The sequence below is a fragment of the Streptomyces sp. G-G2 genome, from assembly GCF_030063135.1.
Lineage (GTDB): Bacteria > Actinomycetota > Actinomycetes > Streptomycetales > Streptomycetaceae > Streptomyces.
In genome coordinates this window covers 1-15,293 of the sequence record NZ_JASISO010000065.1, presented here as the reverse complement: position 1 = coordinate 15,293, position 15,293 = coordinate 1, and the positions used below count along the sequence as shown (strand labels likewise).

At 69.6% G+C, this 15,293-nt stretch carries 13 protein-coding genes and 3 pseudogenes; 10 read left to right on the top strand and 6 right to left on the bottom strand.

Annotated elements, in window-relative coordinates:
* Positions 1-704 precede the first annotated feature (704 nt).
* On the bottom strand, positions 705-1,139 hold the full coding sequence (locus tag QMF80_RS34310) for a PIN domain-containing protein (RefSeq protein ID WP_283460698.1): 435 nt from the start codon (positions 1,137-1,139) through the stop codon (positions 705-707).
* Here QMF80_RS34310 and QMF80_RS34305 point away from each other — a divergent pair.
* Positions 1,121-1,694 (top strand): annotated as a pseudogene (locus QMF80_RS34305) (transposase); the annotation flags it as partial. The gene QMF80_RS34310 and the pseudogene QMF80_RS34305 sit on opposite strands and share 19 nt — an antisense overlap.
* Before the next feature lie 568 nt (positions 1,695-2,262).
* Positions 2,263-2,895, top strand: coding sequence for a nucleotidyltransferase domain-containing protein (locus QMF80_RS34295; protein WP_283460696.1), 633 nt, complete (start codon positions 2,263-2,265; stop codon positions 2,893-2,895).
* Positions 2,896-3,516: 621 nt separating this feature from the next.
* Here the strand turns inward: QMF80_RS34295 and QMF80_RS34290 are convergent.
* Positions 3,517-4,227, bottom strand: coding sequence for an IS5 family transposase (locus QMF80_RS34290; RefSeq protein ID WP_283460740.1), 711 nt, complete (start codon positions 4,225-4,227; stop codon positions 3,517-3,519).
* 250 nt (positions 4,228-4,477) lie between these two features.
* Here QMF80_RS34290 and QMF80_RS34285 point away from each other — a divergent pair.
* The 4 genes and pseudogenes from QMF80_RS34285 to QMF80_RS34270 form a co-directional block, all read left to right on the top strand.
* Positions 4,478-4,749 (top strand): annotated as a pseudogene (locus QMF80_RS34285) (leucine zipper domain-containing protein); the annotation flags it as partial.
* A gap of 126 nt (positions 4,750-4,875) precedes the next feature.
* Entirely contained in the window at positions 4,876-5,163 is a 288-nt protein-coding gene (locus tag QMF80_RS34280) for a chaplin (protein ID WP_283460693.1), read from the top strand.
* A 487-nt stretch (positions 5,164-5,650) separates the two neighbouring features.
* Complete coding sequence (locus QMF80_RS34275) at positions 5,651-6,184, top strand: GNAT family N-acetyltransferase (protein ID WP_283460691.1); 534 nt, start codon at positions 5,651-5,653, stop codon at positions 6,182-6,184.
* Entirely contained in the window at positions 6,084-6,329 is a 246-nt protein-coding gene (locus QMF80_RS34270) for a VOC family protein (protein WP_283460689.1), read from the top strand. Before QMF80_RS34275 ends, QMF80_RS34270 begins: the two co-directional genes overlap by 101 nt.
* Positions 6,330-6,548: 219 nt before the next feature.
* Here the strand turns inward: QMF80_RS34270 and QMF80_RS34265 are convergent, their stop codons facing one another.
* Positions 6,549-8,177 carry a putative glycoside hydrolase gene (locus QMF80_RS34265; protein ID WP_283460686.1) on the bottom strand — a complete coding sequence of 543 codons (1,629 nt, stop codon included), beginning with the start codon at positions 8,175-8,177 and terminating at the stop codon, positions 6,549-6,551.
* Positions 8,178-8,376: 199 nt separating this feature from the next.
* On the opposite strand from QMF80_RS34265, the gene QMF80_RS34260 reads away from it, so the two are divergent.
* The 3 genes and pseudogenes from QMF80_RS34260 (at position 8,377) to QMF80_RS34245 (ending at position 12,133) form a co-directional block, all read left to right on the top strand.
* Entirely contained in the window at positions 8,377-9,384 is a 1,008-nt protein-coding gene (locus QMF80_RS34260; protein ID WP_283460683.1) for a polysaccharide deacetylase family protein, read from the top strand.
* Between the two features lie 454 nt (positions 9,385-9,838).
* Positions 9,839-10,782, top strand: a pseudogene (locus QMF80_RS34250) (PP2C family protein-serine/threonine phosphatase); the annotation flags it as partial.
* 262 nt (positions 10,783-11,044) lie between these two features.
* Positions 11,045-12,133 carry a carboxylate-amine ligase gene (locus tag QMF80_RS34245; RefSeq protein ID WP_283460682.1) on the top strand — a complete coding sequence of 363 codons (1,089 nt, stop codon included), beginning with the start codon at positions 11,045-11,047 and terminating at the stop codon, positions 12,131-12,133.
* Positions 12,134-12,377: 244 nt separating this feature from the next.
* Here the strand turns inward: QMF80_RS34245 and QMF80_RS34240 are convergent, their stop codons facing one another.
* The 3 genes from QMF80_RS34240 to QMF80_RS34230 all read right to left on the bottom strand — a co-directional run bounded on the left by QMF80_RS34240 (position 12,378) and on the right by QMF80_RS34230 (position 14,277).
* On the bottom strand, positions 12,378-12,620 hold the full coding sequence (locus QMF80_RS34240) for a DUF6296 family protein (protein ID WP_283460680.1): 243 nt from the start codon (positions 12,618-12,620) through the stop codon (positions 12,378-12,380).
* 184 nt (positions 12,621-12,804) lie between these two features.
* Positions 12,805-13,443, bottom strand: a complete 639-nt coding sequence (locus QMF80_RS34235) for an HAD family hydrolase (protein WP_283460679.1) — start codon at positions 13,441-13,443, stop codon at positions 12,805-12,807.
* Positions 13,444-13,968: 525 nt separating this feature from the next.
* Entirely contained in the window at positions 13,969-14,277 is a 309-nt protein-coding gene (locus tag QMF80_RS34230) for a hypothetical protein (RefSeq protein WP_283460677.1), read from the bottom strand.
* Between the two features lie 239 nt (positions 14,278-14,516).
* On the opposite strand from QMF80_RS34230, the gene QMF80_RS34225 reads away from it, so the two are divergent.
* Positions 14,517-15,212 carry a DUF6585 family protein gene (locus QMF80_RS34225; protein WP_283460738.1) on the top strand — a complete coding sequence of 232 codons (696 nt, stop codon included), beginning with the start codon at positions 14,517-14,519 and terminating at the stop codon, positions 15,210-15,212.
* Positions 15,213-15,293 lie beyond the last annotated feature (81 nt).

Genomic DNA, 15,293 nt, shown 5'->3' with positions numbered 1-15,293 from the left:
GTGGCGTCAGCCCATGCCGACGGAGACGGGAATGGCGTCCCTGGTGAGCCAGCGCGCGTCCTCGGGGGCAAGAAAGCCACAAGCGGGCCGTAGCCGTCGGCGGTGCCCGCACGGCTTCGGCGCCTACGGCGGCGCTACGCGCTGGCCATAGGCCACCCTGGATGGCCCCCCCGGGGGGCCATCCAGGGTGGCCTCTCCCGTGTCGCGCCCGGCGCAGGTCAGGTGTCCCAGGACCGGGGAGATCCATCGAGCAGGCATGGGTGACTCCCGATCGGCGGTGGCCGTTTTCACAGAGCGCCATCACTGCCCCTCTGAGAGCGCAGCTCGCGCCGCGGGAAGCCGCCAGACCAGTACTGAAAAGATCCTCGCGGACGCGTGCCGTACGAACACCCTCCCGGGCGCATCGAGCCGTGGGGGCGACGTGAACGGCGCTGTGCGCCCCTCTGGGCGCCTCACAGACGCGGAGGCCATGCCGGAGTCTGGGGAGTCTGGGCGGCGGGAAATGCACCCAGAGGGCCGTACAGGGCCTTTCTGGATCATCGGACGGCCAGATGGGAGTACGGATCGGCTTTGCGCGGGGCGGTGGAACGGGGTGCCCGTCGGCGAGCTCTGCCCTCAGAGGGGCAAGAGTTCTACCGGCACAAAACCGCTACAGGTACTACCCACAGATGGGGCGCAAGGCCGGTGTCACGCGGAACGGCCGGCTACTGGCCGGGGTGGACTGCCTGGACGCCGGTGCTCTCGTACGCCTCGGGGACCAAGGTCAGCAGGTACCGGCCGGATGGGAAGTCGGCGGAGGGCCTGGCGGCGTGGATGGCGTGGACGGCTGCCCAGGAGTGCCCGGCGCCCAGCAGTTCGGTGGCGGCGAGCGCGGCCGCGGTGCCGAACGGTTCGAGCTCGATGAAACGGAGTCCGTGGATGTAGGCCAGGAGGCCGGGGCGCTCGGTGTCGCCGGCGGTGAGGGAAAGCACCGGCGCGTAAAGGGTGCCGAGGCCGCCGGAGGCTTGGACGTAGAAGGCTGCGACGGCCTCGTTGCACGGGCCCTTGGGCTCGTGCGGGGCGGTGGCGGCCGAGTGGTCCAGGACGACCGCGACGGCCGCGACTACACGGCCGCCGAGTCCTGGCTCGCGCCCAGGCATTGCTGCGACGGGAAGGAGGCGACCGCACCCGTCCAGGGCATTCGCGGTCGTTGCAGCTGCCGGACCGGGTGCTTCTGGTGTGGGCGCCTACTGGCGAACCAACCTGACACTGCGGCAGCTCGCTCTCTTGTTCGATATCTCCAAGTCCAGCGCCGCCCAGATCATCGACCACACCGGGCCGCAGCTTGCCCTCAAGCAGTGGCAGCGCTTCCAGCGTGACACCGTGCTCATCGTCAACGACACCCTCATCCCCAGCCGGGATCACACCGTCGCCGAGCAGTCGAAGAACCACCTCTACTCAACGAACCACCAAGTCGTCATCGACGCCGACACCCGCTTGGTCGTCGCGATCGGACGGCCGGTGCGGGGGGGCCGCAACGACTGTAAAGCGTGGGCGAATCCGGGGCGGAGGCAGCCGTGGGGAGGACCATGACGATCGCCGACGGCGGGTACCTGGGCACCGGACTCCTGATCCCGCACAGCCGCCCCGCCGGCAGCGAGCTCTGTGAGTGGAAGCAGGAGCACAACCGCTCACACAAGCAGGTCCGGGCCCAGGGGCATGGCAGGCGACGCGGTGCGGTATGCCGTGCTCGGTCCTGAAGCCGCTGATCACCCCGACGACAGCCGCCGGGTCGGCTCGGCTACTTCACCCACAGGACCATGCAGCATTTGAGGACTTCACGCTCCATCGCCAGCTCCTCGTTGTCCCGCTCGAGCTGGGCATTCTCCCGCCGCATCGCCCCAGCTCGTCGCTCGCGCCTGCCGTCGCGGTCCCCGCGCGGCGGGCCCGGGACACCCAGCTGGCCAGCGTGGTCTCGTTGATCCCCGAGTCCCCCGCGACCTCAGGGGCCGACTTGCCAGTCTCCGTAACGATCCGTACAGCCCCCCTCACGGAACTCCGGCTCGGACTTCCGTCGCTTCTCCGCCATGACTCTCAACATCCCCTGCAGTCACGGTCTCCACGCTGCAAGGAGAAAGACAGAGGTTCATGATGCGCTGACCGCAATGGCTTGCGTCGGTCGCAATCACGTGGCCAGCATCCCGCTTCTCAGCACGCTGCTACCGTGGTCGGCGCCCATCCCCAAGAGCCGTCTCGTCCGGGTCGCGGCAGTAGGCTGGTCCGATGAGTGATCGTCTGCCGCCCGGCGGCATCGTCCTTGACGCGGACGAACTGGATGCCCGGTGGGCGGATGCCTGGCGCCCGGAACAGGTCGCGGAGCGATTGAATGGGGTCAGCGCGCCTTGGTGCGTCGTGGCAGGGTGGGCGCTGGATTTGTTCCGCGGTGGGCAGTCGAGGCCCCACGGCGATCTGGAAATCGCTGTGCCCGCGGAAGGGTTCGCGGAGGTTCGGGACCGCTTCCCCGAGTACGTGTGTGACGCGGTGGGCTCGGGACAGATCTGGGCGAAAGCAGGAGCTGAGGCGCTCGCGGCCACCCGGCAGACGTGGCTGAGGGATCCAGCAAGTGGTCAGTTCCTGTTCGACGTCTTCCGGGAGCGGCATGAGGGCGGGACGTGGATCTGCCGGCGGGACGAGAGCCTGCGGCTGCCGTACAACGCGATCATTGAGCACACCGCAGACGGCATCCCCTATCTGGTGCCGGAGCTGGTGCTGTTGTTCAAGGCGAAGGAGACACGGCCCAAGGATCAGGCTGACTTCGACGGAATCGTCCCGCTGTTGAGCCAGGCGCGGCGGGATACTCTCAGCGGGTGGCTTGCGCGCGTGCATCCTGGACATCCCTGGCTGGCGAGGCAGTGATGCGGACGGTGTCAGAAGCCGTTGTGTTTCCGGTCGTGACCGTTGAGTTTCCGCTGGTCAGGAGTGGACTCTGCATCAGCGTGGAAGCGTCGGGGCGTCGGGTTGCTTCTTGATCGGTGGGGGTGGCTGGTGGCGTCGGTGCTGGGTCTGCTGGAGGCGAAGGAGTCGGCCGCGCGGGAGGCGGTCGAGCGGGCGCGGGAGGAAGTCGCGAGGGTCGCGGCCGTGCTCGAAGAGGCCGAGCGGGTTCTCGAACGGCTGGTCATCGCCCGGGAAGCGGTGGTGGAGGTACTGGCCGAGCCGGCCGGCCAGGCCGTGGACGTGGTGGAGGACACACCGGTGGCCGCCGCGGTGACGGGATCACCGGTTCCCCGCCAGAGCGGGCAGCTGGCCAGGGCGGTCCTCGCGCCGGACTACCAGCGGATCATCTCGGTGCTGGAGACCGAGGCGGCGGCGGGCCGGGACAAGGTGCGGGCCAAGAACCTTGCGCTGGCCCTGGGACTGGAAGTGGTGCCCGCGAAGATCGAGGGAGTGCGTTCGCGGGCGAAACGCCCGGCTGAGCGCGGGTGGATCACCGGGCATCAGTCCGGGGAGTTCAGCATCCTGACGCCGTGTCGGTGCGGTTCAGGCCGCCAGGGACATCACCGTCGTGGCCGTGTGGGTGCGGCGGGCGAGGCGGCGGCTCATGAGCATGGTCATCGACCACAGGATCATGGACTCGCTGGTGGCGGGCAGCATCTCATAGTCGCGGGCCAGCCGACGCGAACGCATCAGCCAGCTCAGCGTCCTCTCCACCACCCACCGCCTGGGCAGCACCACGAAACGCGGCTCGTCACCGCGCTTGACGATCTCCAGGACGAGGTGGAGTTTCTCCCTGGCCCAGTCGACGAGCATGCCGGTGTAGCCGCCGTCCGCCCAGATGAGACGGAGCGAGCGGTGCGCGGCCCTCACCCGTTCCAGGAGAGGCACGGCGGCCTCGCGGTCGCCCACGTTCGCGGCGGTGACCGCGACGACCAGGAGCAGACCGAGACAGTCCGTGATCACGTGCCGCTTGCGGCCCGGCACCTTCTTGCCGCCGTCGTACCCGCGCGTGGCAGCGGGCACCGAACTGGCGGCCCGCACCGACTGCGAGTCGATGATGCCGGCGGTCGGCTCGGCCGCCCGCCCCTCGCTGACGCGGATCTTGCCCCGTAGCCGGTCGTGGAACTCCACGTCCAGGCCCTGGCGGCGCCAGCGGCGGAAGAACGCGCAGACCCGGTCCCACGGCGGGAAGTCGGCGGGCACCGCACGCCACTTGATCCCGTTGTCGACGACGTAACGCACCGCGTCGACTATGAACCAGTGACGGGGCCAAGTGATGGGAGCCTGGTCCAGCGGGACCGTGCCGAGGAGGCAGGGCCCGAGGGGCCTGGCGCGCTCGACCCGGCGCAGGGCGGCCTCGACTCCGGGGCCCAGAACAGGCCATGCGGCGTGGCCTGTCCGCCACGTGGCGGTGATGCGGTTTGTGTTCTGTCCCGAGAGGTTGTGGACGGGTGATGCAGGTCTCGGCTGAGGGATCTTGAACGGGTGAGGGCCCTGCGGGTTCGTGTGGAGTGCGACGTCTACACCGACCAGAAAGGCCCTCGCGGCACACCGTAACGCCCCCTGACCGAGACCGGACGCCTGCGCCCGGCCCGCAGCGTGGTCGAGGACGGCCGGCCACTGCGCCGGGCGGCCGTCGAACGCTTCCAGGTCTCACCCACCACCGGCGGGCGGTGGGCCGCCCGTTACCGCAGCCCCGGTGAGGCAGGCATGAGCGACCGGTCCTTGCGCCCGCACCACAGCCCCCGCCGGACCGCGACCCGCCCTGCCGACAGGACTGGAGAAGTGGCCTGAGGTCACCGGTCCGGCCCAATGACCGTAACCGGCAACCTGCCCGTGCTGTTTGAAGGGGAGCACGTGCCGTACTCCCTGCGGCAGGTCCACTTCCTTAAGGAGATCTTGATGTCGCGTATCGCAAAGGCCGTAGCGGTCACCGCCTCAGCCGCTGCCATCCTCGCCGGCGGCGCCAGCATGGCGGCCGCGGACGCCACGGCCGAAGGCGCTGCCATCGGCTCCCCCGGCGTCCTGTCCGGCAACGTCGTCCAGGTGCCCATCCACATCCCGATCAACATCTGCGGCAACACCGTCAACGCCGGCGGCTTCCTCAACCCGGCCTTCGGCAACACCTGCATCAACGCCAGCGGTGGCAAGGCCAACCACCACAAGGCCGACCACCACGGCGAGTACTGAGCACCACCGGCTCCTGACCTGCCAGCAGCCACAGTGCCGGAGCCAACAGAGCACGCCATCCACTGAACCAGCCGCAAAGCACACCCCCTGAGCGGTCCGGCCTCCCCCCACCTCCTGGGGAGGCCGGACCGCCACCCGACACGGCGCACAGTCGCCACCCCAGAGGTGGGACACTCCCCGCAACATGCCACGCCGGCCCCGGCGGCGTCGCTACCGTCGGCGGGTACGCGTACCGCTTTGGAGAACGGGGGGTCCCGGCCACGCCGAGGTCGGCCATCAGAAGCCGTATCTCAACCGATCTTGGAACGCGGGCGTCGAACAGGGTTCCTGATCGGGTGATCTTCTCGTGGTGCGGGCATGAAGGCAGGGCCCCTCGGTAGCTCGGAGATGCGAATCAAACCGAGGTAGTCGCACGATAGCGACGCGATCTTGAGCCTGGTGAGTTGAGCGCTGGGCTATGACGGGGTTGTCCCGGCAGAATCGGCCCGTGATCGAAACCTGGGTGACCCTGCGCGACTTCGTTGTTGGCGACTGCCAGGCCGTACATGCCTTCGCCAGCCTTTCGGAGGCCTGCCGTTACCAGGCCTGGGGGCCCAACACCGAGGAACAGACGCGCGGTTTCGTCCAGGGCGCGGTGGATGCCCGGCTGCAGTCTCCGCGGACGAGATTCGCGTACGCGGTCTGCCTCGGAGACGATCTCATCGGCATCGGCGAGGTGAAAGTCCGCAGCTGGGTCCACCTCCAAGGGGAGATCTCCTACCTGGTCCATCCCCGCGTGTGGGGGCGGGGCGTCGGCACAACCATCGGCGGGGAACTGCTCAGCAGGGGGTTCGGGCAGTTGGGGCTGCACCGGATCTACGCGACCTGCGATCCCCGCAACCGCGGATCGTCCCGGGTACTCGGCAAACTCGGCATGACCTATGAAGGCCGCCACCGGCACACCGCGCTACTTCGGGACGGCTGGCGCGACTCCGAGGTCTTCAGCATCCTTGACGAGGAGTGGGGCCCGGGCCCGAGCTGACATCCCCTTCGACGACGTCCGGGCGGCCGAGAAACAGCTACGCGAACTCGGAGCCACCAAGCCAACCCAACAACCCGGCGGCGAACACTGGCCCGTCCTGCTCGACCCATCAGGCCAGCCGTCCTGCATCAGCGCCGGCGGATAGACCTCCCGGCCGTCAGGCGAGCTTCTACCGTCACGTCGAAACGGCTCCAGAAGAAGCTGAAGGTGGAGTCCGCTGCTCCGTCCAGGCCCTCGAGCGCGACATCCGGGCCCGGATGGCCGACTGGAACGACCAACCCAGACCCTCCGTCTGGACGAAGACAGCCGACGAGATCCTCGACAAAGTCGCCGCCCACTGCCACCGGATCTCAGACTCAGGTCCCTACCGCGTGGCGATCTGTTGGAGCGCCGCCCCCTGGTAGCGGGCACCCGCGTTCCAGAGGATGAAGGAGTTCATCTTGTCGGCCGCCGCGGCCTTGATCTGTTCGGCCACCTGGGCCGGCCCGTAGTCGCTGCCCATCGAGAAGTCCTGGAGCCACGGGATGATTTCGGTCTGGGTGCCCTTCGCCTGGCGGGCGAAGTCGGCGAGCGAGCGCTGCACGATCGCATACGGGTCGGTGTCGGGGTGTGCGACGCCGTACTCCCCCGGCCCCCAGTGAGATGGGTAGACCATCGGCGCGATGTAGTCGGTGACCTTGACGAGGGCCCCGATGTCCTGGGCGATCTCGGTGGGGCGGGTGGCGGCGATGCCGAAGACCGAGACGCCGAGGTATGTGGCGTGCGGACGCAGTGCGGTTCGGGTGTCGGCGACGAACGAGGTGATGGACTGCTCGGGGGTGCTGGTTCCGATGCCCGGGAAGCGCATCTGCGACAGCGGGCCGTCTGGGCGGCGCACGTAGTCGTAGAGGATGTCGTCGAAGCCGAGCCGAGCGGCTTCGACGGCGAGGTCACGGTTGTACTTTCGGACCGTGGGGTCGGCGAAGTTGGTGAAGGACAGGGCGCCGTAGTGGCCACCGTCGTAGGGCTGTCCGGCCGGTGTCAGCACGAGCTGGTCGCGTTTGCCGGCCTTCCAGGCGGCCGAGGCGAGCTTGGGGTCGCGGAAGGCCACGATGCGGCCGATGACCTGGGCGCCTGCGGCGTGGATCTCGGCGACCGCCTTGCGGGCGTCGTAGTACCCCTTGGCCGCGCCGATCTGACGGGCCAGCGGCACCTCGGAGGCGTACCCGACCTCGCCGTCCTCGTCCTTGACGTCCAGCTCGACGGCGTTGAGCTTGCCGCTGCGCACCAGGGCGAGGATGTTGCCGCGCAGCGTGTTGTCGCCCCAGCCGATGGCGGTGATGTGCGCGGCGCGGATCATGGGACGACGGCCCCGGGCGGAAACGGCTTTGGTGGTGGTGTTTCCGGCGCGGTCCACTGCGGTGACCGTCACGAGGGGGGTGCCCTTGGGCACCGTGATCTTGAACGCCCCGGCCTTGTCGACGGGAACCTTCTTGCCGTCGACGGTCACCTTCGCGTCGGTGGAGGCATTGCCGGTGATGGTCACGGGAGCGGCGACGTTCTTGATCTCGGGGTCGGCCACCCTCAGGTCAGGAGCGGTGGTGTCTACGGTGAAGCCCACGGCCTCTCGGTACGAGGCGAAGGGGAGGCTGCTGCCGCCCGCCACCACCAGGGTGTGCCGGCCCTCGGCCAGGTGCGGGAGGGTGAGTTTCAGGCGGGCGCCCTGAACCGTGAGGGGGACTTCCGCGCCGTCGAGGGTGGCGCGGACCTTGTCCCGGCTCCCGGCCGCCTCGGCGTCGAGGTAGGCGCTGATCTGTGCGGCCTTGCGCCCGTTGAGGACGGCCCCGTCGTTGAGGCCCTGGATGCCTGGTCCCGGTGCGAGGAAAGTCCAGGCTCCGACCCCCGCTCCGGCCAGTGCGAGCGTAACGGCCGTCGCTATCAGTGCGTGCCGACGGGCCGGGCGTCGGAGTCGGTAGGAAGGGGTGGAGCGCGATATGTGTTTCGTGGACCTCATGACGTCCTCCGTGCCGTGGCCGGGTGGTGCCTCCATTCATTGCCGTACCGAGTGCCATCCCTCTGGTTCTGGCCAGATTTCACACGAATAGCCGCGTACGGTCCGGCGTGGCGCATACGCCAGACAGGGGACAGTGCGGTACGGGCGCTCCTGCCGCAGGTAGGTATGGCGAGACACATCCACCGTGGAGGGGTTTCTCATGCGCCACCCGCTCGTCCCGCTCTGCGCCGCGGCCGGCGCCGCCCTGCTCGCCTTGGGCTGTTCCCCGGGGGCGTCACCGGCTCCCGGAAAACGCCAGACGGCCGCCTCTGCGGCGGCCAGTCCCGTCGGCGCCAAAGCCCCGGCGCAGGTCGGCGCCAACGAGCTCGGCCAAGTGCCGGTGTTGATGTACCACCAGCTCACCGCGAAACCCGCGAGCGTCTACGACCGCACACCAGCCGACTTCCGAGCCGAGCTGGAACGGCTCGCCCGGGAGAACTACGTGCCGGTCACCGCCCGGGACTTCCAGGCGGGCCGCATCGACATCCCAGCCGGAACCCACCCGGTGGTCCTCACGTTCGACGACTCGACCAACAGCCAGGTGCGACTCGACCAGGCCGGCGCTCCGGCGCCGGACACCGCGATCGCCATCCTGGCGGAGACCTCCAGGAAACATCCCGCGTTCAAGCCGGTGGCGACCTTCTTCGTCAACGCGGGCGCCTTCTCGGCCACCGGTTCCGCCAAGGCCCTGACCTGGCTGAAGTCGCACGGGTATGAGGTCGGCAACCACACCGACCGCCACCAGAACCTGCGTTCCCTGGACCAGACGGGCGCCGCGCAGGCCATCACCGCCGGACAGCGGGCGATCGAGAAGTCCGCGCCCGGGACCCAGGTCACCTCCCTCGCCCTGCCCTTCGGCGCCATGCCCCAACCGGCCGGGATCGCAGTGCGGGGAACGGGATACCGCTACGCCGGTGTGTACCTCGTTGGGGCCAACCCCTCGGTCTCTCCGTTCGCCAAGGCCTTCACGCCCGAGGCGATCCCGCGGATCCGCTCGGCAGGGCCCACGGACGAGGACGCCGAGTTCGGTTCGTCGCGCTGGCTGGACAAGCTCGTCGCCGGGAAGGACCAGTACGTCTCGGACGGAGACCCGAACACCGTGGCCTTCCCACGCGCCTCGCAGAGCAAGCTTGCGCCCGCCTACGCGGAGCGGGCCCGGCCGTACTAGAGCCTGTCCGCGCGGTGCGGAGGCGGTCCTGCTCCTGACGCTCGCGTTCGTCAGCTCCGGCCTGTCGCTGGGGTGTGACGGTCCGGTCCTGACATTGTCAGCGAGCTCGTTCGGCACAGGGGAGGACGGCACGCGCAGCTGTAAACTCGCCGCTTGCCTGCCGCGGACCGCGGACTGACCGCCACGGATGACGGACTCACTGGCGGGCCCGGCGCGCATCGGCAGGTGTGCGGCCCGTGCTGTCGTACGCGGGAGGGGTTCGCTGGGGCGCTGGCTGTGGCTGTGCGGTGTCCGGTGTGCGTAATCAGGCGCGGGGCGGGCGGGCGGCGGTATCCGGGGGTAGAAGGCGTCGATGCTCTGGACGGCCTTCTCGAATTCGTCGAGGTTGACGGGCTCGGTGACGTAGGCGTTGGCGTGGCTGCTGTAGGCGCCGGCGACGTCCTCGCCCCGGCACCGCACACCGCACACCGCAGTGATCGTCCTGACCGGCCTGTCGGAAGAGCAGGCGGGCGCCGACGCCATGGCCGCCGGCGCCCAGGACTACCTAGTCAAGGGCAAAGTCGTTGCCGACCTGCTCCGCCTACGCGGTCTACCGCAGCCAGACCGAACGCGCCAGCGCCCAGGCCCAGGCCCAGGCCGCACGCCAGCGGGCCGAGGAGAACGCGCGCCTGGAACGCGGACTGCTGCCCCAGCCGATCCTCGACACGGCCAGTACGGTCACCGTCACCAGCCGCTACCTCCCCGGCCGTGAGCACGCCCTGCTCGGCGGAGACTCCCTCGACGCCGTCGAAGGAGACGACGGACTCCTCCACGCCGTGCTCGGAGACGTCGGCGGGCACGGCCGCGACGCCGCCGCCCTCGGCGCCTGCCGACGCATCGCCTGGCGGTCCCTGACGCTGGGCGGGCACCGGGGCCCGGCCTGCTTCGCCTCCTGGAACCCATCCTGATCGCCGAAAGCGGCCAGCAGCCGATGTTCGCCACCTGCATTCTGCTCACCCTCGACCAGAACGCGCGCACCGCCAGCGTTCACCTTGCCGGCCACTACGCGCCCCTACTCAGCGCTGCCGAAGGAATACAGGAGACGACCGCGGCCCACGGTATCGCGCTCGGCATCGCCCCCACCTGAGCACATGGACCACCACTGTGATCCCGCTTCCGCTCGCCGGGGCCCTGACCCTCTACACCGACGGCCTCACCGAAGGACACACCGGCACCACAGGCCGCGGCCGCCTCGGCGTCGAAGGACTCCTCGCCCTGATCGATAAAATCCCACTGTCCGATCCCGGAGCCCACGTCGACCTCCTCATCAAGGAAACCCGCGCCCTCAACGCCGACCGCCACACCGACGACCTTGCCGTCCTGCGCCTGGACTGGCACAGCAAGGCATCCCCCTCCTGACGCCCCCGGGAAGGGAGCAGGCGCGGCGTCCGGCCGTCCTTGCCACCGGCGCCCCGCATCGGCGGAGGGGACGACGGCCGCGGCGAGGCGAGGTTAGGGGGAAGGCCGGGGGGTAACCGCATACTGCCGCACCGGCTGCCTCACCGTTTCAGGAAGGGCTCACGTCGTGCCTACCTCCGTGCCGACCGCCTCGTCTCCAGACGCCCGTCCCCTGCGGCTGCTCGCACCGTCCGACTGCCCGGAAAGCGCGGGGGCTCTCACGATGGGGGTCGAGGAAGAGTACATCTTGGTCGACCGCCGCACCCGCACCCCGGCAGGCCGGGCGCCTCAGGTGCTCGTCGCCGCACGACTGGATCTGGGCCCGCAGGCTCAGGCCGAGTTCTTCACCGCGCAGGTGGAAGTGTGCACCAAACCGACAGCGAGCACGACGGATCTGAGGGCCGAGCTTGTCCGCCTGCGCAGCGTGATGGCCGCAGCCGCCGATGACGCGGGGTGTCTGCTGATCGCCTCCGGCACCCCGCCACTGCCCTCGCCGGACCCCCTCACGGTGACTGCGGGACGGCGGTACGCCGAGATGGCCTCCCGGCACGCCCAGCTCATGCTCCGGCACGCGCAGGTGGTGTGCGGCTGCCACATCCACATCGGTGTGACCAGCCGCGCGCAAGCCTTGGAGCTCGCCAACCGCATGCGCCCCTGGCTGCCCGCTCTCCAGGCCCTGGCCGCCAATTCGCCCTTCGCCGACGGCCGGGACACCGGATACGCGAGCTGGCGTTCGGTGGAACACGCCCGCTGGCCGACCGTGGGCCCCGCGCCCGTACTCGACGAAGTCGCCTACGAGCGCCTGGTGAGTGGCCTGATCAGCGACGGAACCCTGCTGGACCGCGCCATGGTGTATTGGTACGCCCGGCCGTCCGAGCATGTGCCCACCCTGGAGATCCGGGTCGCAGACGTCAACGCCGACCTCGACACTGTTGTTCTCCTGGCCGCCCTCGTGCGGGGGCTAGCCTCCGTACTGCTGGCCGAGATCGCCGACGGCCGCCCGCCGCCCGCCGCCGCCGCCGGAGACCGGCTGCGTGAGGCCCACTACCTGGCCGCCCTCCACGGGCTGGAGGGCCCCGGCCTCGACCCCGACACCGGCACCCTGATCTCACCCTGGCGGCGAATCGAGGACGCTCTGGAGCGCGCGGCGCCAGGTCTGTACGGGGCCGGGGATATGGCCTTCGCCGAAGCTGCTCTGACCCGGCTCCGCGCCGAAGGCGCCGGAGCGGCGCACCAGCGCGCGGTTCGTGACCGCTGCGGGCGGCTGCAGGCGGTGGTCGACGACCTCGCCTTCGCGACCCGCCAGAGCTGAAGCTGATGAAGGCTGCTGCACGGTCGCCGTCTCCGCGATGCTCGCTACGGGTCCACGGCGCTCATGCCGTGGCCGTGAGGTCCCGGCGAGCCGCACGGTACGCGATCCGGGACGACGAGGACAGAACGCGTCCGAGCGGGCTGGCTGCGGGCAGCGAGTGCCGTAGGCCAGTTGCGCCGACCCGCATACGAGTGGCGGGCAGTTCCTCACCGGATCCGCTCGACTCTGGTCGGGACCGCCCTCCTCATACGGGCCGGCGGGCCGCCACGGGGTACGTGGGATCCTGCTGACCACCGGAGGCCAGCATTCTGACCTCGCCCTGGTCGCTGATCTCCGCCCGGATGATCCCGGTCTCGTCCGCGTGCACGGGATGGCCGCCCGGTCCCGTCTGCGGGGTTCGCGAAACAAGCACCTTCTCCACGGCCCCTCTCCCGCCCCCACCGCTTTCGTCGCTCCGGAACACCAGCTCATACCGGTCCTCGTCCACCGCACCTCTCGATCCGTGCCTCCGTCGGCCTCCCTCCGTGGGACGACGTGGTGGCGTCGGCCAGCGGTTCGACGGCGGTCAGGGAGAACCCGTCACCACCGACAACCCGTCGTCGGACCGTGCGATGTGGCTGAGCGCCAGCCGCGGCGACGAGCAAAGCGGCGCGCCCTCGCGGTACAGCGTGTCAGTAGGAGCGGTGGCCGAGGAGTTGGACCAGCCCGACCGGGAGGAATGCGGGCCGGTGGGGCTGTCCGACCTGGTACGGCACATAGCCCAGCGAGGCGGCGACCTTGACCTCTTCGGCCGTCTCCGCCTGGAAGACGAGCCGGCAGGGCCCTGACTCGGCCCTCGCGCGCTGCCAGAGTGCGGGAGCCGGTTTGCGCTCCGCCTCGGTGCGGGGGGTGAGGATCCGGCCGCCGAAGTCCTCCCAGACGAAGGGCGCAGAGCCCTTCCACGTCGCGTCGACTTCCTTCTTCAGCCTGGCGGCACGCTCGGCGTCGGTCGTGCCCCAGGAGGGCGGAACGTTGGTGATCAGGCCGATTCTGATGTGGCGCTCGCGCAGGGCGCGCAGATAAGAGGCCGCTCCGGACTGATAGTCGATGCCGCCGTCGTCGGCGGTGTGCACGAGGGTCTCGCCCAGGTCGAAGTACACGACGGGGCAGGCGCGTTCGCCATCCGCCCGCGCGACGGAGTCCGTACCGACGACCCCGCTCTCGCTCCCGGGCACCGCCGCACTCACGGTGGTGCAGAGCACGGTCGACGCCAGGGCCGCACCGAGCGCGAGGCTCGCCCGGACCACACCCTTGGAGGCTGATCTGTTCATGGTGTCCTAGCCCTTCTCCCGCACCGCGAGGATGCACGAATGTCCGGTCCATGACATACAGGTGCCGCAGAGTCTCTCACACGGGCGTCCGGCGAAGCGGCAGCCTTCTCCCGCATCGCACCTCTTGCCTATCTTTTTCCGGTGTGCTCTGGCTGGCACAACTACCGGTAGTTCGTTAAGCCCAGCGGTAGAGATCAAGGGGGGCTGCCGGTGGTGACCGCGTTGAGGAGGGCTTGGACTTCGGCGGGCGGCGCTTTGTCCATCCGGGCTCGCCACCAACCGCGCGGGCGAGGTCGCATGCCTTCCAGTGTCCGGGCGGCCAAGGCTGAGCTGCCGGGAACCCGGCACCGATCAAGTGGGCGGGCGCGGTGCCTCAGGGGTCTGCGCCAGACCCGGCCGGCGCTGCGATCAGGGGAACGACGCCCAACAGGCCCGAGCGGTGCCGGCTGTCGCACGCGGACCGCGCAGCGACGGGCCGCACGGAAACTCCGTGCGGGCCGTCATGTCAGCGGCGCTGCGTCCGGATCAGGGTGTGTCTCCGGACCCGTCCCAGCGGTGCCGCTCGCCGAGGCCCGGGTCGTACAAGGCCCGGCCGCCGACGCCGAACTGCCCGAGCTCGGTCATGAGCGCGACGCCGGTCTGGATCGCGTCCACTGTCCAGCCGGTGATGTCGAGCAGCGGGCCGTCCAGCGGGCCGCCGACCAGGTCGGCGTAGTCCCGGCCGGGGCACGGGCACGGGTGGGGGTCGTCGTGGTCCGTTCCGTAGACCCGGACAAGGCCAGAGCCCTCCTGGAGAGGCCGCCGAGATCCACCAGCGTGTGGGCCAAAGTCCACAAGCCCCGCCGCTGCGGCCCCCAGCTGATCACCGCACGCGGCATCGGCTGGGCATGGTCGACGCAAGCCGCGAAAGCAGCGGGGCGACAATCCGTCGCGGCAGAAGGCCCATCAAACGATGGGGCCACCAAGCGGTCTGATGCAACCGCGTGGACGGCCGCCGACGTCCTCGACCACACTGACCAGCACACAGCGCGGCCAGAAGGCACCACGCCCACAAGGAGGTTCGCGTGGAACTGATGATCCTGCCCCGCAGCAGTGAATGGGCTGAGTTGACCCACGAGGCAACGGAGGTGGCGACTCGTTACGACTTAGGTGACTTGCAGAACTCTTTCCCCACCAAGGTCGGACTGCGCCGCAAGAGCGTACGACGGGTGTACGCGTTCTACGCAGGCATGGTCTGGCAGGACCCCGGCGCGGAGACGGAGGCCATGCGCTGGTCCGACGTCGTGGACTGGCGCGAGTCCAGGACGCTCCATTATCAACCCGGCACGTACTCGCACACCCAGTTCTCCTACACCCTGACCCGGGCCGACAACGTGTCCCTCACACTGACGAGCACCTTCCGCGACAGACGAATGGAGCACCCGCCGGTCAACCAGGTCGGGCCGCCCCAGGCATTCTCCTGCTCCGAGTTCTGCCAGCTCGTGTGCGGCCACCTCGCCGAGACCATGCTCCCCGCCACCCTGCAAGCCGTCCAGCGCGGCGAACCACAGGACTTCGGCAGCATCACCCTGAGCATGGACCGGATCAAGGTCGGACGCCACGACCACCCCTGGGCACAGGTGAAGAATCTGGGTGTCCGCGAAGGATCGTTCGAAGTGAGCGTGGGGGGCCTTCGTCGGCCGCTGACCCAGGAGACCGCTGAAATTCCCCGGTTCACCCTGAGCTTGATCTTTAACCTCGCTGCTGTTTCAGGCGGACGTGTTCGGTGAGGGTTTCGGCTCGCTTGACGGTCTTCCCGGGTTCGTGGCGTGGGGCTGGCCTGCGGTTTTTCGAGCCGGGTGGGCGTCCGG